The sequence below is a fragment of the Micromonospora musae genome, from assembly GCF_003626545.1.
GTDB classification, from domain to species: Bacteria; Actinomycetota; Actinomycetes; order Mycobacteriales; family Micromonosporaceae; genus Micromonospora; species Micromonospora musae.
Map to the genome: position 1 here is coordinate 572,994 of NZ_RAZS01000003.1, position 21,319 is coordinate 594,312.

Consider the following 21,319-nt stretch of genomic DNA (forward strand, 5'->3'; position numbering starts at 1 on the left):
GTCGGCCATAGGCGTGGTCGGTGCGTGCCGCCGGAGTTGCGCGCCTGCGGACCACCCGCGACGCCCCCACCGAGGACGGAGCAGCAGGTCGGATACGGTGGCAGACGTGACCGAGACAGGTGCGGGGGATCCCGCGGCGCACGTGACCTGGCACGGACACAGCACCGTGTGGATCGAGGACTCCGGCACCCACCTGCTGACCGACCCGCTGCTGCGGGACCGGCTCGCGCACCTGCGCCGCCGCCGCGGCCCCACCCCACAGCTGCCGGGCGCGCCGGACGCCGTACTCGTGTCGCACCTGCACGCCGACCACCTGGACTTCGCGTCACTGCGCCGGCTGCCAGGAGACCCCACCCTGGTGGTGCCGGCCGGCGCGACGCGGCTGGTCCGCCGGGCGCTGGGCGCCGCCGCCGACCGCTGCGTCGAGCTCGCCGTCGGTGAGACGACCACCGTCGGCCGGGTCCGGGTCACCGCGGTGCCGGCGGCCCACGACACGCGGCGCGGCCCCTGGTCCCGGCACCACGCCGCCGCCGTGGGCTACCTGCTGCAGGGCGCGGCCCGCACCTGGTTCGCCGGCGACACCGGCCTCTTCGACGAGATGGGCAAGCTGGGCCCGCTCGACCTGGCGCTCGTCCCCGTCGCCGGATGGGGGCCGACCCTCGGCCCCGGTCACCTCGATCCGGCCCGCGCGGCCGAGGCGGTACGGCGGGCGGCGGCGGCCTGGGCGGTGCCGATCCACTACGGCACGTTCTGGCCGGTGGGCTTCGACCGGGTCCGACCCGACCGGTTCCTCCCACCGGGGGAGGAGTTCGCCCGGCACGCCGGCGCCCTCTCGCCCGGTACCCGGGTGCGCGTGCTGCGTCCCGGCGAATCCTGCGCGATCACCCGCTCATGACGGCGACGCTCGGGGCGCTGGGTTGGCTGATCCTGGTGGTGCTCTTCGGCTCCCTCGTTCCGGTGGTGCCGACTGGTGCGGCGGTCAGCGGCGCGGCCGCGCTCGCCGCCCACCAGCAACCGCTGACCGTGGTCTTCGTGGTGGCCGCCGGTGCGCTCGGCGCGTACGTCGGTGATCTCGCCACCTACCTGGTGCTCCTCTGGGGCGGCGAGCGGATCGCCCGGCGCCTGCGGCTGCTGCGGGAGCCGCAGCGGTTCGACCGGCTGGCCGCCCGGGTCCGCGAGGGACGCGTCTCGCTGCTCCTGGTGTCCCGGCTGATCCCCGGTGGGCGGGTGCCGGTGCTGCTCGCCGGTGCGGTGGCGGGGTTGACCTGGCGGCGCTTCGCCGTCGCCAACGCGCCGGCGAGCCTCGCCTGGTCCGTGCTCTACGCCGCGATCGGGGTCGTCGGCCGGGCGATCTTCCCGGAGCCGTGGCAGAGCGTGGTCGCCGCGATCCTGCTCGTCGTCCTGGTCAGTCAGGGGCTCAGCTGGCTGGGCCGACGCCGGACGGCGCCGGAACCTCCGCCGGCACGGCCCTGACGGGCAGCGGCACGCCGGGCTGCTCGGGGACGATCGGCCGGTCGGCGCCGGCCGGAGGATCATCGTGCCGGGCCGGGGCGTCGTCGGCGGGGCGACGCAGTCCCAGCTGCTCCAGCCACCCGAGCAGCTGCCGGTGCACGGCGTCCGGGCCGACCAGCTCGCCCTCCTGGGACCAGCCGGCCGGGTGGACGAGCAGCGCCTCGGTCTGCCAGCCGCCCAGCCCGCCGTGGCAGCCCACCAGCTCCTCGAAGGCCGCCACCTCCTCCAGGCTGGGATCGACCGCGCTGATCACCACCAGATCGCCGACGTGCTCCATCGTCTGGTGCCGCAGCAGGTCCCGCCGGGCCCGTGCCCCGTACGGCGCCAGCGGGTCGTCGCCCTCGACGTGCCCGTCGCGCAGCCGGTGCCGGCCACGGGGACCGATCGCCAGCGGCCCGGCGGCCGAGTCGACGACGACCAGCCCGACGCCGGGGTGCGCGGCCAGCCCGTCGATCAGCTCCGGTGCGACGGCGTCGATGCGTTCGCGGGTCAGCCGCCCCGGGTGCTGGGCGAGGTAGATCATGGCGAGGTTGCCGGAGGCCACCACCACGGTCTCCGGGTCGGTGCGGGTGGCCGCCTCCTCGCGGTCCGCCGGCCCGAGGCTCACCTCCCCGTCCGGGCCGGAGCGCACGGCGGCGCGGGTCGCCGCGGCGGTGACCCCGCCGCGCCCCGCCACCTCGGTGAGCAGCGTGTTGACCCGCCCCCACTGCTCCACCCGGCCGGCCGCCTCGACGCTCGTCCCGGCGGGCCCCGGGCGGCCGTCGCCGGGCGAGGGGGCCGGCTTCGTCGCGAGCCGGGCCACCACCTGGCTGAGGGACTCGCCGTACCGCTGGCGGAAGGTGGCGCCCTGGCTCTGGCCGTGGTCGCTGAGCACGACGATGTGGTAGTTGCGGGCCGCCTCGGCGGCCAGCCGTTCCAGGATGCCGAGCGTGTGGTCGAGCGCCTCGAGCGCCGCCATCGCCTCCGGCCGGGCCGGGCCGGCGTGGTGGGCCACCTCGTCGTAGTCGACGAAGTCGCAGAAGATCACCGGCGCGCCGCGGGCCATCTGCTCGGCGATGAGCGAGACGTTCAGGTCGTTGAGCAGGCTGGCCAGGGGGCGTAGCGCCAGGTACGAGCCGCGCCGCTCACCGCGCGGCTGCACACCGCGCACCCGCTGGCGGCGGGCCTCGTGCAGCTCGCGCAGCACCTGCCCGGCGCTGAGCACGACGGCGCGGGCGAAGCCGTACGGGCTGGTCATGAACGCCGCGTAGCCCGGGGTGGAGCGCCCGGGCAGCCCGGCCCGGCTGACGGTGAGCAGGCTGGTCGTCGCGTCGCCGGAGAAGGCGGTGCTGATGCTCACCCCACCGTCGCGCAGCAGGCCGCCGCCGGTGGAGAGGCGTCGTTCGATCTCGGCGGCGTCCCGGGGCCGGCTGGTCACCACGAGACGCCCGGGCGTGCCGTCACCTGTCGCCTTCTCGTACCACCGGTAGGCCGGCACGTGCCGGACGTCTCCGTGGAGCAGCCCGGCCTGGGCCGCCGGGGTGGTGGCCGGCAGCCCGGTGTGCCAGCGGGTCATCCGGTGGCTGTGCGAGCGCAACCAGCGGCCGATCGTCGGCAGGTTGCCGGCCCGTACGGCCCACTGCACCAGGGGCGCGGCCACGCCGTCGAGCTGGATGATGAGCAGCCCGTCAGCCGCGCGCCCGTCCGTCGGCGACTCCGGGGGGCTTCGCCGCCACCAGCGCCGGGTGGGGTGCTGCCGGCGGCCCGCCGCCCGGCGTACCCGGGTCATCAGCCGCAGCGTCTCGCTGACGAAGGTGTCGTCCGTGCCGGCGTCGGCGAGCCAGTTCACGATCGCGGCCAGCGCCACGGCGACCCACGCGGCGACGAACGCGACCGCGAAACCGGCCACGTGCGCCTCGGGATCGAGCCGCAGCGCCACGTACATGACGACCGCCTGTACGCCCACGCCGATGGCGAGCGCGCCGAGCCCGCCCAGCGCGGTGGCCAGGGCGAGCAGCAGCGGGCGCAGCACCGCCCCGACGGCCGTCACGAGCGCGACCAGCCAGAGCATCGCGACCAGGCCGCTCGCGGTGACCCCGGGCAGCAGCCAGAGCGTGGTGCCGAGCACCACGAACGAGGTCGCCATGCTGCGCACCAGCGCGCGCGCCCGTGCGACGGTAGGCCGGTAGCCGCGGAGCACCCGCAGGGCTACCCGGACGGGTTCGGGCAGCCGATGGCGCTTACCGGCATCCACCTGCGGCTTCATCCTGGCCACGATGCCACATCTGAGCTATCAAGATCCTCCGGTGCGGAGTGGGTCACAACGCGTACGAGTGTCGGCCGTCCGGCGCGACCGCACACACCCGCCGTGCGTCGGCGGGCCTACAGGTTCAACGCTCGAGGTGGCCGTCCACCATCCCGAGCAGGGTGCTCGCCGCCGCGCTCACCCGCCGTCCGGTGGCCGTCGCCGCGTGCAGCGCCCACTCCAGCGACTGGTCGGTGACCGGCAGCGCCTTCACCTCGGGCCCGGGCGGCACGTTGCGTACGGGCAGGATCGCCACCCCCAGCCCGTGCCGGACGAACTCGGCGGCGACGGTGACGTCCGCCACCTCCATGGCGATGTGGCGCTCCAGGCCGGCCGCGCCGAACGCGAGGTCGTTGGTCGTCCGGTTGGCGTAGCCGACGGGGTAGTCGATGAACGACTCCTCGGCCACGTCCGCCAGCACGACGCTGTCCCGCTCGGCCAGCCGGTGCCCGGCGGGGACCACGAGCACCTGGGGCACCGGCACCAGCATCCGCGTCTCGAGGTTCGGGAAGGGCCGGGGGCTCACCCCGAGGAACGCCACGTCGATCTCACCGTCGACCAGCGACCGGGCCAGCCCGGCCGAGCCGTTCCAGGTCGCCGCCCGCAGGTGCAGCGCGACCCGCGGGTGACGGGTGTGGAAATCGCCGAAGAGGCCCGCGAAGTCGATCCCGCCGACGCCGGTCAGGCACCCGACGACCACCGTCCCGCGCAGCTCCTGGCCGACCTCGTGCACCGCGTCCCGGGCGGCCTGCGCCGCGTCGAGGGTGGCGCGCGCCTGCGGCAGCAGGGCCTCGCCGGCGTCGGTCAGCTCCACCCGCTGGGCGCTGCGCGCGAACAGCGGCGCGCCCAGCTCCCGCTCCAGCGCGGAGATCGCGGCGGAGACCGCCGACTGCACGACGTGCAGCCGCTTCGCCGCCCGGGTGAAGCTGCGCTCCGTCGCGACCGCGACGAAGTACTCCAGATGCCTGAGTTCCACGCCGCCCAGGATCACACACGCCGGCGGCCGGGCCTGCCGCCGCAGCTGGTCTTGCGCGCCGCGCCGCACCACGACCGGCCCGCCCGGCGCCCGGACTCCGGGGAGGCCGACTCGCCGGTGCCGGGGTGAACTTGACCTTGACGTACGGGTCAATGTCTACCGTCGGGTGCCATGACGGGTTCCCAGTTCGACGGCAAGACAGTGATCGTCACGGGCGGTGGCACCGGCATCGGACGGGCGACGGCCCGTGCCTTCGCCACCCAGGGCGCCCAGGTGCTCGTCGTGGGTCGCACCGCGTCCCGGCTCGCCGAGACGGCGCAGGGGCTGCCGGGGGTACGCGCACTCGTCGCCGACGTCGCCGCCCCGGGCGCCGCCGAGAAGATCGTCGGTTCGGCCCTGGAGCACTTCGGTCGGGTCGACGTGCTGGTGAACAACGCCGCCGTCGTCCGGGAGACGCCGGGTGACGATGCGAGCGGTCGGCACGCCGCCGGGCAGATGGTCGCCACGAACCTGCTCGCCCCGATGTACCTCGCCCAGGCGGCCCTGCCGCAGCTGGCCACGCAGCACGGTGTGGTGGTCAACGTGAGCACGGCCATCGGTCAGCGCGGGTGGCCGATGCCAGGCGGCGGGCTGTACGTGGCGTTGAAGGCCGCGTTGGAGACGCTCACCCGCACCTGGGCCGTCCAGTTCGCGCCGCACGGAGTCCGCGTCGCGGCGGTCGCGCCCGGCCCCATCGCCACGCCGATCGCGCAACACCAGGGTCTGGACGCCGGGCAGGCGGAGGCGCTGCGAAAGGCCCTGATCGCACACGTCCCGCTCGGGCGTATCGGTCAGCCGGAGGAGGTCGCCTTCTGGGTCACCCAGTTGGCCCGGCCGGAGGCGGCCTACACGACCGGCGTGGTCATTACCGTCGACGGTGGAGCGGTCGTCGCCTGACCGCCCGGGTAGCGTCACGCCCGTGCGGATCGGCGAACTGGCCCGGGTCAGCGGGGTGTCGACCAGGACCCTGCGGTTCTACGAGGGCCTGGAGTTGCTGCAGTCCCGGCGCGCGTCCAACGGCTACCGCGAGTACGGCCCGGAGGCGGTGGTGCGGGTGCGCAACATCCGTCATCTGCTCGCCACCGGGCTGACCCTGGACGACGTCGCGCATTTCCGCCGTTGCCTGGACGGCGACCTGCGCACCGCCGCGCCTGCGCCGGCCATGGTCGCGCTCGCCCGGCGCAGGCTCGCCGTGCTCGACGAGCGGATCCGCGTGCTCAGCGCGGCCCGGGACAATCTCGCGCGCGGTCTGCGGGACGCGGTTGGCGACAGCGCTCCGTCGTGCTGATCACGACCGGTCCCCGCCGGGTTTGACCCTCGAGCCGGTCGAGCCCGCACGATCTCGATCACCGAGCGAGGTGAGGGAGTGGGCGATGGATCTCGACAATCCGGTGTTGCGGCTCTGCCAGGACGGCATGCGCGCCGAGGCCGAGGGGCGTCCGGCGGACGCGCGTACGCTCTTCCGGCGGGCGTGGGACGGGAGCGGCGACGACTACGAGGCCTGCGTGGCGGCGCACTACCTGGCCCGCCAGCAGGACGACCCCGAGGAGATCCTGCGCTGGAACCGGGAGGCGCTCGCCCGCGCCGACAAGGTCGGTGACGAGCGGGTGGCCGCCTTCTACCCGTCGCTGCACGTCGGCGTGGCGCTCGCGTACGAGCGGCTCGGTGATCCCGACCGCGCGCGGGAGGCATTCGCACGGGCCCGCGAACACCTGCCCGTCCTGCCGTCCGGCGAGTACGGCGACCTGCTGCGCGCCGTCGTAACCGAGGGCCTCGCCCGGCTGGGCGGGCCGCAGCGGTGAGCGCGGTGCGACGTGGGCCGCCACCGGAAGCCCGGCGACGGCCCACGGCGTACGGATCAGTTCAGGTTGTCGGCGTGGGTCAGGGTCTCCCAGGCGACGAAGAGGTTGTTGGTGCCGGCGGGGCGCTGCTGCAGCGTGAGGGTCTGGGTGTTGGTCATCGCGTTGCCCAGGCGGTTGGCCAGGGCGTTGTAGCCCACCTCGGTGATCGGGCCGAGCCCGCGGGTGAGGCTGCCGTCGCAGAGCCAGGACGGCGGCGCCTCGCCGAGCTGGTAGCGCGAGTGGAAGCCGAGGGCGTGCCGGAGCCGCTCACCGACCTGCGGGTAGAGGTCCTGGCCCTGGATCCGGGAGGTCTCCGCGACGTGCGAGATCGCCGAGATGCCGTACCCGGTGTGGGTGAAGTCGCGGCAGGTCTCCTGGGCGAGGCCGGCCACGAAGGTGGACTGGTCGTGCCAGTAGCCGATGATCTCGGCGGGGGTGTCCAGGCCGCTGCCCGGGACGGTGTACGGCAGCGGGCCGTCGCTGGGCAGGTAGATGAAGGCGCGGGTCCGGTTGAGGAACCGGGTGACCGCCGCGTTGTAGGCGGACCGGTCCTCCAGGAAGACCGAGATGCCGACCGCGGCCTCCATCATGGTCAGCTCCCAGTTTCCGTTGCTGCCGGAGCCGTTGCGGACCACCGGCAGGTAGACGTTGCGCAGCATGGTGGAGAAGCGGTTCACGTTGGGCCAGCTGCTGTACGTGTACCTGATGATCTCCGCGGCGCGCGGCCAGACCGAGCCGGCCCAGCCGGTCTGCAGCGGGGCGTTGCTGCCGGTGTGTGAGGTGATCGTCGCCGACCAGGCGTCCATGATCTGGATGGCCTTCTGCGCGTACCGGCTGTCGCCGGTGATGTACCAGGCGAGCGCGTCGGTGTATGCGGCGATCGCGTCCTCGCGCTCGTCGGTGCAGCCGTTGTTCGGGTTCGAGTAGGAGCCGCACTCGACGACCGGGCGCGGTGCCGGGGTACGGGAGAGCGAGGCGTAGCGGCTGCTCATCATCTGGTTGAACGCCGAGGTCCAGGGCTGCGCGCCGGCCTGTACCCGGCCCCGGACGAAGTCGAGTTGCCCGCGACTGACCATGACGCCCGGGTGGGTGAAGTCCCCGGAGGGGGGCGGGGTCGTGCCGCCGCCGGGCAGCGTCCAGCTCTGGTTCGCGGCGCCGGTGCAGGTCCAGATCTGCACCGGTGTGCCGTCGGCGGAGCTGGGCCCGGTCGCGTCCGCGCACTTGCCCGAGCCGGCGTTGACCAGCTGCGTGCCGTTGGCGGACCAGAGCTGCGCACCGGTGCCGTTGCAGTCGTAGATCTGCACCTTGGTGCCGTTGGCGGTGCCCGCGGCGACGTCGAGGCACTTGCCGAGCGCCCGGATGGTGCCGTCGTCCGCGACGGTCCACTGTTGCGCGGCGCTGCCGTTGCAGCTCCAGAGCTGCACCTGGGTGCCGTTGGCGGAGGCGGCGCCGGCCACGTCGAGGCACTTGCCGCCGTATCCGGTGATGGAACCGACGGTGGCCGCGGAGGCCGCTGGTGTGCCGACCGTCAGGCCCGCCGGCACCGCGAGCGTCACCGCGGCGAGCGCGGCGGCCAACCGGGTGCGGAGCCGACGGGGTGGAGCCTCGGCTGATCGTCGCGCCATGTCATGATCCTTCCCACCGCGATGCGGCACATCCGGGGCAAATCCGCCGTTGGCCGGCGCGCTGGAAACCGGATGGTGGCGTGGGGATTGACCGGCCCGGTCGGTGGCAGGCGCGCGGCCGGAACGGCCGATCGAACTGTTAACTGTGTTAATCATTACATGTGAACTTATCGATATCAATGCCGTTGTCCGGCATGCCGGGCGTCGATGGCGTCCTGCGGGGTTACGACGAGGTGCGCCCGCTGCCACCTGCGGAAGCACTCACCGCCGCTCGCGGCGAGGGTGGCTGCGTCCCCAGCGGTCTTCGCGGGGAGTGATGCGCGCACCCCGTACGTGAAGCTGCCTGAAACAGGCAGCGTCAGCCGCCACCGACCCGTGGTCGCCGGTGGTCGGTCAGCCGGAGGCCGACGCCGCGTACCGCGTCGATGGTGACCCCGGTGCCCAGCTCGCCGAGCTTGCGCCGCAGTCGCTTGACCAGTGACTGCACGTCCGCTCGCCGCTCCAGCCCCTCGTCGCGCCAGACCGACCGGTGCAGCTCGGCGTAGCTCCACACCCGGACCGGCTCGGCTTTGAGGCAGGTCAGCAGATCGTGCTCAAGCCGGGTGAGGGCGACCTCCCGGTCGCCGTAGCGCGCGGTGGACCGGGCCGAGTCGATGAGCAACGCGTCGTCGGCCGGATCGGGCGGATCGGCCGGCGCCGGGCCGGGCAGTTGACCCGGGATCGCGATCAACCGACGCAGTTCGTCGACATCGGCCACCAGCAGCAGTGGTGCGATGCCGTCGAGGCGCTCGGCGAGCCGCAGCCGCTCGGCAGGCGACGGCGCCACCGCGATGACCAGCGGATAAAGCTCCTCGGCCGGATCAGGCCCGTCCGGCACAGCACTCTCGTCGACCTCGGCCACCGCACCCATCCGGGGACTGGCGGGCAGTCTCTGCCCACATCGATCTTGATCGTGACAATTATCGGCAGGCATCAAACCCTGGTCAGCAAGCTCTTAGTGACAACTTGCTCACCGCATGTGCTTGATCGTCCGTTCATCTCGATCATAGTGTCCAACCGGGCAACCGGCGTGACCCGCGCGGTGCATGGGGGGGCTTGGAGGGGATCGTCCGAACCGGTATCCAACGGGAGACGATCGCCTGCACCTTCACCATGGCCCATTCAACCCCCTGGGTCGTCCTGAAGGAGGCAGCACCGAATGTTTAGACGTCCACATTGGACGAGCGTCGCCAGATCCCTGGTGAGTGCGGGCGCGGCGACGGTTCTCGTCGCGACCGCCCTCGCCGCCACGGGATCGGGCGCCCAGGCCGCATCAGGCGGCTTCGGCGCCGGCGCGCCCTCCCCGGCGGACAAGATCCGTCCGGAACTCTCGAAGCAGCTCGAGGGCAAGGCCGAGAGCGACTTCTGGATCCGTTTCAAGAACCGGGCGGACCTGAGCCAGGCCAGCAAGAACAAGGACTGGAACAAGCGGGGCGCCGAGGTGGTGGCCGCGCTCAAGAAGACCGCCGAGGAGAGCCAGTCCAAGGTCAAGGCCGAGCTCAACAGCACGGGCGCGAAGTACCAGACCTTCTGGGCCACCAACGCGATCCGGGTCAGCGGCGGCTCGCTCGGGCTGGCGCAGAAGATGGCCGCGCACTCCGAGGTCGAAGCCCTCTACGCTCCGGTCGCCTACGAGATCCCCAAGACCACCAAGGGCGACAGCGAGAAGGCTGTCAACGCCATCGAGTGGGGCATCGCCAACATCAACGCCGACGACGTCTGGTCCCAGTACGGCGTCACCGGTGAGGGCATCACCATCGCCAACATCGACACCGGCGTCCAGTTCGACCACCCGGCGCTGGTGGGCTCCTACCGGGGCAACAACGGCGACGGCACCTTCGACCACAACTACAACTGGTTCGACGCGGCCGGCACCTGCGGCGCCGCCCCCTGCGACGGCGACGGCCACGGCAGCCACACCATGGGCACGATGGCCGGCTCCGACGGCGGGGCGAACCAGATCGGTGTCGCCCCCGGCGTCAAGTGGATCGCGGCCAACGGCTGCTGCCCCAGCGACGCCGCGCTGGTCAACTCCGGCCAGTGGATGCTCGAGCCGACCGACCTGAACGGCGAGAACGGCGACATCACCAAGCGGCCGAACATCGTCAACAACTCCTGGGGCACGATCCTTCCGTCGAACGACCCGTTCATGGAGGACGTGACGCTGGCCTGGACGGCGTCGGGCATCTTCGGCGTCTTCTCCAACGGCAACAGCGGCCCCAGCTGTCAGAGCAGCGGCTCCCCGGGCAGCCTGGAGAGCAACTACTCGGCCGGCGCGTACGACATCAACAACAACATCGCCGGCTTCTCGGCGCGTGGTCCGGGGCAGAACGGCGGGATCAAGCCGAACATCTCGGCTCCCGGCGTGAACGTCCGGTCCAGCGTGCCGGGCAACGGCTACGCGAGCATCAGCGGCACCTCGATGGCGGCCCCGCACCTCGCGGGCGCGATCGCGCTGCTCTGGTCGGCGGCGCCCGGGCTGGTCGGTGAGGTCGACGCGACCCGCGGACTGCTCGACAACACCGCCGTCGACACCAACGACGCGCAGTGCGGTGGCACCGCGGACGACAACAACGTCTGGGGTGAGGGCCGTCTCGACGCGCTCGCGCTGCTCGGCAACGCGCCGATCGGCGACACCGGCACCGTCACCGGCACCGTCACCGACGCCGGCAGCGGTGCTCCGCTCGCGGGCGCCTCGGTCGTCCTGAGCGGCCCGGCCGACCGGCAGCTCACCACCGGCGCGGACGGGAAGTTCTCGTCGCTGCTCCCGGTCGGTGACTACCAGGCCGTCGTCTCGGCGTTCGGCTACGGCCAGAAGACGGTCCCGGCGACGATCACCCCGAACGCGACCACCACGCTCAACGTCGCGCTCGACGCCGTGCCCAGCGTCAACATCAGCGGTACCGTCACCGACGGCTCGGGCCACGGCTGGCCGCTCTACGCCAAGGTGACGGTCGTGGGTCCGTCGGGTCTCTCCGACTACACCGCGCCCGCCAACGGCCGCTACAGCCTCAAGGTCCCGGCCGGGTCGACCTACAGCCTGAAGGTCGAGTCGGTGTACCCGGGCTACGAGACGGTGACGAAGGAGGTCGTCGTCGCCGCGCGCAACGTCACCGCCAACGTCGCCGTGCCGGCGAAGTCGGACGCGTGCGAGACCGCGCCCGGCTACACCTACGGCTCCGACGGTGAGTTCGAGACCTTCACCGGCACGGGCACACCGAGCGGCTGGGAGGTCGTGGACCACCTGGGCAACGGCCAGGTCTGGTCCTTCGCCGACGAGGCCAACCGGGGCAACCTGAGCGGTGGCACCGGCGGCTTCGCCATCGTCGACAGCGACCGCTTCGGCGGCGGCGGGCAGCAGGACACCTCCCTGGTCAGCCCGGTCGTCGACCTGAGCGACGTGGCCGCTCCGGTCATCCGGTTCAACCAGGACTTCAACTGGCTCGGGCCGGAGACCGCCGACGTCGACCTCAGCGTCGACGGCGGCACGACCTGGACGAACGTGCTCAAGCAGAAGGAGGACGTCTCCGGGCCGCGGGTGACCGAGGTCGCGATCCCGCAGGCCGCGGGTCAGTCGCAGGTCCGCGTGCGGTTCCACTACTACGACGCCTCGTACGAGTGGTGGTGGCAGGTCGACAACGTGCTGATCGGCAGCGAGGTCACCTGCGAGCCGGTCGACGGCGCGCTGGTCTTCGGCCACGTGCGTGACAAGAACACCAGCGGCTACGTCAACGGCGCCACGGTCACCAGCGTCGACAAGCCGGCGGAGAAGGCCACCACGGTGGCGACTCCGGACGACACCGGTCTCGAGGACGGCTTCTACTGGATGTTCTCCTCGCTGACCGGCACCCACAAGTTCACCGCGACGGCCGGCAACTACGTCAGCCAGAGCAAGAACGTCGACGTCCAGGCCGACTGGGCGACCGCCGCGAACTTCCAGCTCAAGGCCGGTCAGCTCGCCGTCACCCCGGGCACGCTGAGCGCTGACGTCCAGATGCCCAGCGGCAAGGCCAGCAAGACGTTCACCGTGACCAACACCGGCGAGGCGCCGGTGGAGGTCGGGTTCGGTGAGCGTGACGCCGGCTTCGAGCTGCTCAAGGCCGACGGGTCGCGGGTGAGCCAGCAGCAGGTGCTCGGCGCCGAGGGTGCGCCCGAGCAGCGGCTGAAGGTGGCGACCTCGTTCGCCGCCGCCGCCTCCGGCAAGTCGTCGACGGCGGCCACCTCGGCCGGCCCCCAGGCCGACCCGTGGACGAACCTGCCCGCCTACCCGGCCAACATCATGGACAACCGGGTGGTGAACCTCGACGGCAAGGTCTACTCGATCGGTGGTGGTGACGGCTCCGCGTCCACCACGAAGAACTACGCGTACGACCCGATCGCGCAGGCCTGGTCGGCGATCGCCGACCTTCCCGAGGCGCGCAACGCCATGACGGTGGGCGTCCTCGACGGGAAGATCATCGCGACCGGCGGCTGGGCGGCTGCCGGCCCGTCCGGCACCACCTGGGCGTACGACCCGGGCGCCGACGCCTGGGCCCAGCTGGCCGACAACCCGGCGCCGCGTGCCGGGGCCGCTCAGGCCATCGTCGACGGCAAGCTCTACGCCATCGGCGGCTGCACGACCTCGGCCTGCACGCCGATGTCGAGCAGCGTCGTCCGGTACGACCCGGGCGGCGACAGCTGGGAGACCCTGCCCGAGTACCCGAAGTCGGTGGCGTTCGCCTCCTGCGGCGGGATCGACGGCGTGATCTACTGCACCGGCGGCAACGACGGTGCCAGCGCCTACAAGACCAGCTACGCCTTCGACCCGGGCGCCAACACCTGGAGCCCGATCGCTGACGCGCCGGCCGACCAGTGGGCCAGCTCGTTCGCCGTCGCCAACGGCAAGCTGCTGGTCGTCGGTGGTGTCCAGGGCGGCGCCGTCACCAACGCCGGTTTCGCCTACGACCCGAGCACCGAGTCGTGGTCGAACCTGCCGAACGCCAACGCTCCGCGGTACCGCGGTGGTGCGGCGTGCGGCTTCTACAAGGTCGGTGGCTCCTCCGGTGGCTTCACCTCCACCCGGGAGAGCGAGGTGCTCCCCGGCTTCGAGGAGTGCGCCGTCGGCGGCGCCGACGTCAGCTGGCTGACGATCGACAAGTCCGAGGTCACCCTGGCGCCGGGCGAGAAGGTGACGGTCACCGTCGGAATGACGGCGAACGTCGACCAGCCGGGCACCTACACCGGTCAGGTCACCATCAAGGAGAACACCCCGTACACGGTGGCTCCGGTGACCGTGGCGATGAACGCGAAGGCCCCGAAGACCTGGGGCAAGCTGATGGGTACGGTCACCGGGAACAGCTGCCAGGGCGGCGGTTCTCCGCTGAACGGCGTGACTGTCCAGGTCGACTCGTGGGCGAGCTCGCTCACCCTCTCCACGAACGCCGAGGGTAAGTACGCCTACTGGCTCGACAAGCGGAACAACCCGCTGACCATGATCGTCGCGAAGGACGGCTGGAAGCCCCAGACCCGTGCTACGAAGATCAACCCCACCACCCCCACGGTGGAGGACTTCGCACTGTCTCCCACCAAGTGCTGACGCCTGAGCGCTGACGCACGACGTCCGGCCCGCCTGGTTCACCAGGCGGGCCGGACCCTTCTTCGTCGGGCGACGCGGCCGTACGGGGGCCGCCGTGGATCGGCGTGGGCCGACGGCTCGGTTCTCAGCTGTCGCCGCGTCCCTCCGGCCCCAGGGCCGAAGCCACCGCGCCCGCCACCCACCGGGCAGGCTGCGCCCGCCGACCCCGACGACCCCGCCGACCCCGCCCGCGCCCGCCGCGCCCGCCGACCCACCGGGCCCGCCGATCCCGCCGGATCCGGCGGGATCGGCCGGTCGGGTCAGGCGGACGCGAGCCGGAAGCCCACCCCGCGGACGGAGTCGATCGTCGCCGAGGCGTCCAGGGTGGCGAGCTTGCGTCGTATCCTGCGCACCACCGAATGCATGTCGGAGCCGCGCCCGAGGTGCTTGTTGCCCCAGACCTTCAGATGCAGCCGCTCGTAGGTCCAGACCCGTCCGGGCGCGCCCATCAGGCAGAGCAGCAGGTCGTGCTCCAGCCGCGTCAGCTCGATCTCGCGATCCAGCCAACGGGCCACCCGTCGATCCGAGTCGATGACCAGGGCCGGCGTCGCCGGCGACGCCACCGTCGCGGGTGCGACGTCTACTGTCATGGTTTGCATCGTTTCAACGGTCGTCTCGGCGGTCGGCGTCTCGGCCGCGCCGAGAAACTCCCTCGCCTGATCGACGCTCGAGACGATCAGGAACGCCTCGGTGCCGCCGAGTAGTTGTGCGAGTTGCCGACGCGCGGCCGGCGAGGAAGCAATACCTATGACCATGGATGCAACCGGGATCCCCCGCATTTCCGCACCTCTTCCGGTTCCCCACTGATACCCGGATGGTTTCTGTTTGACGCAGATCAATCTGCGCAGTGACCCTAGCCGGGCTTTATCTCGGTTCGGTTAAGAATATTTGCACGTCGGCATCCATAAATTGATGGTCAGGGCCCGCGAACTCGGCATTGTCATGTTCATGACACGGTGACCGGGTTTTGACAGGAACCCTTTTCCCTTTATGGCCTGGTTCCGTCTGGTCTGGGGGCGTCGGGTAGGGCTACCTGCCAGTACGTCAGCTTCACGCCATCGCCTGAAGGCCGAATTTCCAGGATCGGGCGCATTCGCATTCTCCACCCTGGCGTCGGCCATCGACTCAGCCGCCGGCTTAATAATCGGTTGAACTCGGACGAAGGTCAGCGTCCTCCAGTTCGCGGGGATCCGCACCGGCCCGGCGCGTCTCCATTTCTGGGGTCCCTGGATAGGGCCGGTGATTGATTGAGGTATTGACGCTGTCGAACTGATCGCCGCGGGTATGTTCGTCGCGCTCGACGGTGTCGTGGAGGCGCCCGACCAGTGGCACTTCCCCTACTACAACGACGAGATGGGTGCGGCCGTCGGCACCACGCTCGCCGGCGCGGACACCATGCTCCTCGGCCGCAAGACGTACGACAGCTTCGCGGGCGCCTGGCCGCAGCGCGAGGCGGCCGGCGGAGAGGACGCCGACTTCGCCAAGACTCGCGGTGACCTCCGCAAGGTCGTGGTGTCGAACCGGCGACTCGACTTCGCCTGGCGCAACTCGGAGCAGCTCGCCGGTGGACTCGTCGAGGCGGTCACCGCGTTGAAGTAGCCGCCCGGGAGCGGGCACATCGGCATGAGCGGCTCGGTCTCCGTCGTCCGTCCGATCCTCGCCGCCGGCCTCCTGAACGAACAGCACCTGCTGGCAACCCGATCGCCGTACGCAAGGGGATGCGGCTCTTCGACGAGGGCGAACCCTCGATCCCGCTCGCGCTGCTCACGTCGCAGGCCTTCAGCACCGGAGTGCTGAACCTCGTCCACGCGCCGTCCGCCCCGGCCGCGCCGGCCGGCTACGAAGAGGCCAAGCGTCAGCTGGCCCGGGCAGGGCAGGGCTCCGCCCACTGACGACGGCGCGCGGAGCCCGTACCCCTGCCCGGTTCAGCTGCGCGCCGGCGACCAGCCGTCGGCGACGATCCGCCCGGCGTCGCCGCCCTCACCGTGCAGCAGCGGCCCGTCCCGGTCCACCGCGACGATCCGGTCGACGTAGACGCCTCGGCCCTGGCTCGAGACGTCGGTGCTGCTGCTCCAGCGAAGGTGGGTGGCGCGCTCGGGTAGCTCGGCCGTCACCTGCCACCACACCCGGCCGCCGTAGCCGGTAACGGTGCCGTCGCTGCTCCAACGTCTCCCGCCCTGGCTGAACAGCAGCCGCAGCGGATTCCAGGTGGCGCCGCCGTCGGTGGAGACCTCCACCCGTGCGCTGTCGAAGCGCGGCTCGGTGTCGTACCAGAACGAGAAACTCGCCGTGCCGCCGCGCGCCGGCCGGCGCAGCGGCGCGGTCAGCGTGACGGTCGCGGCGTCCCGTGGATCCGCGCGCCACGCCTCGCGGGAACGGGGCCGCACCGGCATCGCCTCCGCGAGGTCCCGCGCGACGGCGCGCCGGGCCACGTTGTTGCTGCCCCAGCCGCGGTCGGGGTGCACCCGGTTGCTCAGCAGGATCACGAAGGAGTGGGAGAGCGGATCCACCACCAGCGATGTGCCGGTGAAGCCGGTGTGCCCGAACGTGACGGGGGAGGAGAGGCCCATCATGTACCAGTGCTTGTTCAGCTCGAAGCCGAGCCCGCGGTCGCTCTCGGGATAGGCCGTCTCGAGCCCGGCGTTGTAGTTGACCAGCATGGTGCGGACCGTCTCCGGTCGTAGGATCCGCCGGCCCCGGTACTCGCCGCCGTTGAGCAGCGCCTGGCAGAGCACCGCCAGGTCCGCCGCGGTCGAGAAGACCCCGGCGTGGCCGGCCACCCCGCCGAGCGACCAGGCGTTCTCGTCGTGCACCTCACCCCAGACCATGCCGCGTCCGGCGTACGGCTGGTACTCGGTCGCCGCGATCCGGGTGCGCAGTCGCGGCGCCGGGTTGTAGCCCGTGTCGGTCATGCCCAGCGGTGCGGTGACACCGTCGCGGACCAGGTCGGCCAGGGGTCGGCCGGTGACCCGTTCGGCCAGCACGCCCAGCGCGATCAGCCCGAGGTCGGAGTAGACGTACCGGCTGCCGGGGGTCGCGCCCGCGGCGAGGGGCGTGGCGAGGGCGGCGGCGAGCCGCTCGGCCGGCGTCGGGTAGCTGCTCCACAGCGGCACGAACGCGGGCAGTCCGGAGGTGTGGGTGAGCAGCATCCGGACGGTCACCTCGGCCTTGCCGCCGGCCGCGAACTCGGGGACGTAGCGGGCGACCGGGGCGTCCAGCACGACCCGTCCCCGTTCCACCTGCCGCATCACCACGATCGTGGTGAAGAGCTTCGACACCGACGCCAGGTCGAAGATCGTGTCCTCGCGCATCGGGATCTGCTGGTCGGCGGGGAGCTCCACGCCGGGCAGGTCCGGCGGCGCGCCCACCGCGCCGTACCGGACCGCGGTGCCCACCGCCGCGTGCTGCACGATCACGCCGTCCTTCGCCGCCAGCACGACGGCGCCGGCGTAGGCGGGATGCCCCGGATGATCCGGCGTCGGTTCCAGGTACGCGGCGAGGTCGGCGGGGATCCGCGCCACCTGCTCGGGCAGCAGCCCGACCTCGCGCGCGCCGCCGCGGCGCAGCCGGTCCTGCCGGAACCGGATGTCAGCCGGTGTCACGGTCGGCGGCTCCGAGCCGACCGGTGGCCGGACGAGGGCGGAGCCACCGTCGGGTCCGACCATCGCTGCGTCGGCGGTGCTCGGCGCGGCGATGGCGGCGTGCGACGGCAGGGCCGCCGCCACGACGGCCGCGGTCAGCCCGAGCGTGACCGCCCGCAGCCGGGCGGCTCGCGATCTGCTGTGCGACATGGCCCCTCCTACCAGCTCAGCCCGTGGCCGTACGGGTGCAGGACGCTCGACCCGTCGGCCGTCGGGATCGTGACGGGCAGCCGTCCGCGTGGGGACAGCTCGCCGTGCAGCGCGCGGACCAGCGCGTCCATCGCCGCCCGGGTGTACGAGTACGTGGCCAGGTAGGTGTCGACGCCCGGCAGGTACGCCACGTCGTACGGGTCCCGGACGGCCACCACGATCACCGGTCTGCCCGTCGCGAGCAGCGCCGCGACGAGTCGCTGCTGACTGCCCCGCGGATCGGTGACCGTGGTGTCCCACGCCTTGTTCACCAGCACGACGGTGAGGTCGTGCCCGGCCGCCTCGGCTGCCGTCGCGGCGATCACCGCGTCCGACGGCAGGGTCGCGGGCCGTGCGGTGGCCCGGGCTCCGCGAGCGGCGAACCCGGCGGCGACGGTCTCGATCGGCGCGAACGCGGCGGTGTTCCAGCCGGTGACCAGCACCGACCGGTCGGCTCGACGCAGCGGCAGCAGCCCCGCGTCGTTGCGCACCGCCGTGAGGCTCGGGTCGGTGACGCGGGCGACGGCGGCGAGGTGCGCGGGCGCGCCGACGGTGCGTACCGCCTTCTCCACGTCGACCAGGGGGGAGTGCGCGAGTCCCTGCCGGTACTTCAGGGTGAGGATGCGGCGGACCGACTCGTCGACGCGCCGCTCGGTGAGTTCGCCGGTGGCGACCGCGCTCAGCACCGCGTCCCGGGCCAGCCGCAGGTCCGGCGGCATGAGCAGCTGGTCCGCACCGGCCTTGAGCGCGAGCACCGGGACCCGCTCGTCGCCGTAGCGTTCCCGGACGGCCGCCATGTTGAGCGCGTCGGTGACGACGACGCCGCGGAAGCCGAGCTCGCCCCGGAGTACGCCGGTGAGGATGCGCGGCGAGAGCGTGGCCGGGTCACCGGAGGGGTCGAGCGCGGGGACCACGATGTGCGCCGTCATGATCGACTCGACGCCCTCCCGGATCGCTCGCCGGAACGGCGGCGCGTCGATCCGATCCCACTCCGCACGGGTGTGATTGATCACGGGCAGGCCGGTGTGGCTGTCGGTGGCGGTGTCGCCGTGGCCGGGGAAGTGCTTCGCGACCGCGGTCACCCCGGCGTCGTCCTGGAATCCGGTGACCTGCGCCCCGGTGAGCTCGGCCACCAGCCCGGCGTCGGAGCCGAAGGAGCGGACGCCGATCACCGGGTTCGCCGGGTTGACGTTGACGTCGGCGATCGGCGCGTACGGCTGGCGGATGCCGACCGCGCGCAGCTCCCGCCCGGTGATCTCGGCTGCGGTGCGCGCGGCCTGTGGCGACCGGGTCGCGCCCAGGGCCATCGCGCCGGGGAACTGCGCGGCGGGCGCGGGCATTCGCAGCACCACGCCCTGCTCCTGGTCGGTGGAGATGAGCAACGGCACCCGGCCCTTGCGCCCGTCGCCGAGCGCCGCCCGTTGCAGGCCGTTGGAGAGCGTGGCGATCTGGCGCGGACTGTCCAGGTTGTGCGACCAGGAGAAGTAGCAGACGCCGCCCAGGTCGAACCTCTCGACCACCTCGGCCGGGGTCTCGACCCCGAAGGCGGCGAGGTTGGCGGCCCGGTCGGCGGCGCTGGGCTCGACGGCGTCGCCGCCGTAGACGTAGGTGGCGAAGAGTTGGCCGACCTTCTGCTCGAGGCTCATGTGCCGCAGCGTCGAGGTGACCCAGCCGTGCTCCCCGGCGGGCGCCGACGCCGGTGGGGCGGCGGCGAGACCGGGCAGCGGGGCGGCGGTGGCACCCAGGACGGCGACCACGACGGAAGCGATGGCGAGACGGGTCTTCATCGACGACGACCTCTCAGTCCGGATGGCCGAAACTTAGCTACACGTCGATGAATCGTCAAGAAGGTTTGCTACATGCGGGGACGGCGTGCGGACCCCTCGCGGATCACCGCCGGTACCACTAGAGTCGACGGCAGCAATTCCCGTGGATCGATTCCTGCCACCCGCCACGGCGAGGAGCGCACCATGCAGCTGCCCGAAGGTGTCGAGGTCACCGGCCCCTGGCACGACCGCTACGACCAGATCCTCACCCCGCCCGCGCTCGCCTTCCTGGCCGAGCTGCACCGGGCGTTCGACCCCCGCCGTCGCGAGCTGCTCGCCGTACGCGCCGCACGCGTCGCCGCCCTGGCCGACGGTGGGCTGCTGGGCTTCCTGCCCGAGACCCGCGAGGTCCGCGACGGCGACTGGCGGGTCGCCCCGCCCGCGCCCGGCCTCGTCGACCGCCGGGTGGAGATCACCGGGCCCACCGATCCGAAGATGACCATCAACGCCCTGAACTCGGGTGCGAAGGTGTGGCTCGCCGACCTGGAGGACGCGAACACACCACTGTGGGAGAACGTGATCGGTGGCCAGCTCAACCTGCGCGACGCGATCGACGGCACACTCACCCACACCGGTCCGGACGGCCGGCGCTACGCCCTGCACGACGGCGAGTTGGCCACCATCGTGGTCCGGCCGCGCGGCTGGCACCTGAGCGAGAAGCACCTCCTCGTCGACGACGAACGCAGCTCGGCCAGCCTCGTCGACTTCGGCCTCTACCTCTTCCACTGCGCGCGTCGGCAACTCGACCGGGGCAGCGGGCCCTACTTCTACCTGCCCAAGATGGAGAGCCACCTGGAGGCGCGGCTCTGGAACGACGTCTTCCTGCTCGCCCAGGAACGGCTCGACCTGCCCCGCGGCACCATCCGAGCCACCGTGCTCATCGAGACCTACCCGGCGGCGTTCGAGATGGACGAGATCCTCTACGAACTGCGCGAACACTCCGCGGGCCTCAACGCCGGCCGCTGGGACTTCATGTTCAGCGTCATCAAGACCTTCCGCACCCGGGGCCGGGACTTCCTGCTGCCCGACCGCAACGCGGTGACGATGACGGCCCCGTTCATGCGCGCCTACACCGAACTGCTGGTGCGTACCTGTCACCGGCGCGGCGCGCACGCCGTCGGGGGCATGGCCGCGTTCATTCCGAGCCGCCGCGACCCGCAGGTCAACGAGACGGCGCTGGCGAAGGTACGCGAGGACAAGACCCGCGAGGCGGGCGACGGGTTCGACGGCTCCTGGGTGGCCCACCCCGACCTCGTGCCGATCTGCCGTGAGGTCTTCGACGCCGTACTGGGCGACCGGCCGAACCAGCGCGACCGCACCCGCGAGGACGTCCAGGTCAGCGCCGCCCAACTCCTCGACGTGGCCGGCACCCCCGGTCGGCAGACCGAGGCGGGGCTGCGCAACGCGATAAGCGTCGGCGTGCAGTACCTCGCGAGCTGGCTGCGCGGCACCGGCGCGGTGGCCATCTTCCACCTCATGGAGGACGCCGCCACCGCCGAGATCTCCCGCTCCCAGGTCTGGCAGTGGCTGCACAACGGCATCACCCTCGACGACACCGGCGAGAAGGTCGACCGCGAGCTGATCGACCGGCTCGCCGACGAGGAGCTGGCGAAACTCCCCGGCGACCCGGCCGACTGGGCGGCGGCCCGGGACCTGTTCCTGGAGGTCGCCGTGGCCGACGACTTCACGGACTTCCTCACTCTGCCCGCGTACGAGCGAATGCCCTGACCCCT

The 21,319-nt window shown here is 72.2% G+C and carries 16 protein-coding genes; 9 read left to right on the forward strand and 7 right to left on the reverse strand.

Features of this window, described 5'->3' with window-relative positions; genetic code table 11:
* Nucleotides 1-106: 106 nt before the first annotated feature.
* Both D7147_RS10710 and D7147_RS10715 read left to right on the forward strand, forming a co-directional pair.
* Nucleotides 107-895: an MBL fold metallo-hydrolase gene (locus tag D7147_RS10710; protein WP_233563074.1), complete on the forward strand. Its 789-nt coding sequence runs from the start codon at nucleotides 107-109 to the stop codon at nucleotides 893-895.
* A complete protein-coding gene (locus D7147_RS10715) occupies nucleotides 892-1,473 on the forward strand; it encodes a DedA family protein (protein ID WP_120676250.1) in 582 nt (193 codons plus the stop codon). Before D7147_RS10710 ends, D7147_RS10715 begins: the two co-directional genes overlap by 4 nt.
* Here D7147_RS10715 and D7147_RS10720 read toward each other — a convergent pair.
* Together D7147_RS10720 and D7147_RS10725 are read right to left on the reverse strand one after the other, a co-directional pair.
* Entirely contained in the window at nucleotides 1,418-3,757 is a 2,340-nt protein-coding gene (locus D7147_RS10720; RefSeq protein WP_120676252.1) for an alkaline phosphatase family protein, read from the reverse strand. The genes D7147_RS10715 and D7147_RS10720 overlap by 56 nt on opposite strands.
* Nucleotides 3,758-3,881: 124 nt before the next feature.
* A complete protein-coding gene (locus D7147_RS10725) occupies nucleotides 3,882-4,772 on the reverse strand; it encodes a LysR family transcriptional regulator (protein WP_120676764.1) in 891 nt (296 codons plus the stop codon).
* A 171-nt stretch (nucleotides 4,773-4,943) separates the two neighbouring features.
* On the opposite strand from D7147_RS10725, the gene D7147_RS10730 reads away from it, so the two are divergent.
* From D7147_RS10730 to D7147_RS10740, 3 genes are all read left to right on the forward strand, one after another.
* Complete coding sequence (locus D7147_RS10730) at nucleotides 4,944-5,708, forward strand: SDR family NAD(P)-dependent oxidoreductase (protein ID WP_120676253.1); 765 nt, start codon at nucleotides 4,944-4,946, stop codon at nucleotides 5,706-5,708.
* A gap of 22 nt (nucleotides 5,709-5,730) precedes the next feature.
* Nucleotides 5,731-6,099: a MerR family transcriptional regulator gene (locus tag D7147_RS10735; RefSeq protein WP_120676255.1), complete on the forward strand. Its 369-nt coding sequence runs from the start codon at nucleotides 5,731-5,733 to the stop codon at nucleotides 6,097-6,099.
* 85 nt (nucleotides 6,100-6,184) lie between these two features.
* Entirely contained in the window at nucleotides 6,185-6,613 is a 429-nt protein-coding gene (locus tag D7147_RS10740) for a hypothetical protein (RefSeq protein WP_120676257.1), read from the forward strand.
* A gap of 56 nt (nucleotides 6,614-6,669) precedes the next feature.
* On the opposite strand, the gene D7147_RS10745 is transcribed toward D7147_RS10740, so the two are convergent.
* Nucleotides 6,670-8,277, reverse strand: a complete 1,608-nt coding sequence (locus D7147_RS10745) for a ricin-type beta-trefoil lectin domain protein (RefSeq protein WP_233563075.1) — start codon at nucleotides 8,275-8,277, stop codon at nucleotides 6,670-6,672.
* Nucleotides 8,278-8,635: 358 nt separating this feature from the next.
* Nucleotides 8,636-9,187, reverse strand: coding sequence for a winged helix-turn-helix domain-containing protein (locus tag D7147_RS10750; RefSeq protein WP_120676259.1), 552 nt, complete (start codon nucleotides 9,185-9,187; stop codon nucleotides 8,636-8,638).
* Nucleotides 9,188-9,517: 330 nt separating this feature from the next.
* Here D7147_RS10750 and D7147_RS10755 point away from each other — a divergent pair, with 330 nt between their 5' ends.
* Nucleotides 9,518-13,891: a S8 family serine peptidase gene (locus D7147_RS10755; protein ID WP_233563077.1), complete on the forward strand. Its 4,374-nt coding sequence runs from the start codon at nucleotides 9,518-9,520 to the stop codon at nucleotides 13,889-13,891.
* Between the two features lie 299 nt (nucleotides 13,892-14,190).
* Here D7147_RS10755 and D7147_RS10760 read toward each other — a convergent pair whose 3' ends face one another.
* Nucleotides 14,191-14,709, reverse strand: coding sequence for a winged helix-turn-helix domain-containing protein (locus D7147_RS10760; RefSeq protein ID WP_120676263.1), 519 nt, complete (start codon nucleotides 14,707-14,709; stop codon nucleotides 14,191-14,193).
* 505 nt (nucleotides 14,710-15,214) lie between these two features.
* On the opposite strand from D7147_RS10760, the gene D7147_RS33520 reads away from it, so the two are divergent.
* Nucleotides 15,215-15,529, forward strand: coding sequence for a dihydrofolate reductase family protein (locus D7147_RS33520; protein WP_325050644.1), 315 nt, complete (start codon nucleotides 15,215-15,217; stop codon nucleotides 15,527-15,529).
* 119 nt (nucleotides 15,530-15,648) lie between these two features.
* The gene (locus D7147_RS33525) at nucleotides 15,649-15,822 is read left to right on the forward strand and encodes a hypothetical protein (RefSeq protein WP_325050645.1); all 174 of its coding nucleotides are present in this window, start codon (nucleotides 15,649-15,651) and stop codon (nucleotides 15,820-15,822) included.
* Between the two features lie 33 nt (nucleotides 15,823-15,855).
* Here D7147_RS33525 and D7147_RS10770 read toward each other — a convergent pair whose 3' ends face one another.
* Both D7147_RS10770 and D7147_RS10775 read right to left on the reverse strand, forming a co-directional pair.
* Complete coding sequence (locus tag D7147_RS10770; protein WP_120676265.1) at nucleotides 15,856-17,721, reverse strand: serine hydrolase domain-containing protein; 1,866 nt, start codon at nucleotides 17,719-17,721, stop codon at nucleotides 15,856-15,858.
* Nucleotides 17,722-17,729: 8 nt separating this feature from the next.
* The gene (locus tag D7147_RS10775) at nucleotides 17,730-19,547 is read right to left on the reverse strand and encodes a glycoside hydrolase family 3 protein (RefSeq protein WP_120676267.1); all 1,818 of its coding nucleotides are present in this window, start codon (nucleotides 19,545-19,547) and stop codon (nucleotides 17,730-17,732) included.
* Nucleotides 19,548-19,730: 183 nt separating this feature from the next.
* Between D7147_RS10775 and aceB the strand changes: the two genes are divergently transcribed.
* A complete protein-coding gene (gene aceB, locus D7147_RS10780) occupies nucleotides 19,731-21,314 on the forward strand; it encodes a malate synthase A (RefSeq protein ID WP_120676269.1) in 1,584 nt (527 codons plus the stop codon).
* Nucleotides 21,315-21,319 lie beyond the last annotated feature (5 nt).

What these genes read in the sequence shown, in the direction of transcription:
- D7147_RS10715 (WP_120676250.1), top strand. Translation starts at nt 892, where the DNA reads ATGACGGCGACGCTCGGGGCGCTGGGTTGGCTGATCCTGGTGGTGCTC.
- D7147_RS10770 (WP_120676265.1), bottom strand. Translation starts at nt 17,721, where the DNA reads ATGTCGCACAGCAGATCGCGAGCCGCCCGGCTGCGGGCGGTCACGCTC.
- aceB (WP_120676269.1), top strand. Translation starts at nt 19,731, where the DNA reads ATGCAGCTGCCCGAAGGTGTCGAGGTCACCGGCCCCTGGCACGACCGC.
- D7147_RS33520 (WP_325050644.1), top strand. Translation starts at nt 15,215, where the DNA reads ATGTTCGTCGCGCTCGACGGTGTCGTGGAGGCGCCCGACCAGTGGCAC.
- D7147_RS10760 (WP_120676263.1), bottom strand. Translation starts at nt 14,709, where the DNA reads ATGCGGGGGATCCCGGTTGCATCCATGGTCATAGGTATTGCTTCCTCG.
- D7147_RS10740 (WP_120676257.1), top strand. Translation starts at nt 6,185, where the DNA reads ATGGATCTCGACAATCCGGTGTTGCGGCTCTGCCAGGACGGCATGCGC.
- D7147_RS33525 (WP_325050645.1), top strand. Translation starts at nt 15,649, where the DNA reads ATGCGGCTCTTCGACGAGGGCGAACCCTCGATCCCGCTCGCGCTGCTC.
- D7147_RS10775 (WP_120676267.1), bottom strand. Translation starts at nt 19,547, where the DNA reads ATGAAGACCCGTCTCGCCATCGCTTCCGTCGTGGTCGCCGTCCTGGGT.
- D7147_RS10750 (WP_120676259.1), bottom strand. Translation starts at nt 9,187, where the DNA reads ATGGGTGCGGTGGCCGAGGTCGACGAGAGTGCTGTGCCGGACGGGCCT.
- D7147_RS10730 (WP_120676253.1), top strand. Translation starts at nt 4,944, where the DNA reads ATGACGGGTTCCCAGTTCGACGGCAAGACAGTGATCGTCACGGGCGGT.
- D7147_RS10720 (WP_120676252.1), bottom strand. Translation starts at nt 3,757, where the DNA reads ATGAAGCCGCAGGTGGATGCCGGTAAGCGCCATCGGCTGCCCGAACCC.
- D7147_RS10745 (WP_233563075.1), bottom strand. Translation starts at nt 8,277, where the DNA reads ATGGCGCGACGATCAGCCGAGGCTCCACCCCGTCGGCTCCGCACCCGG.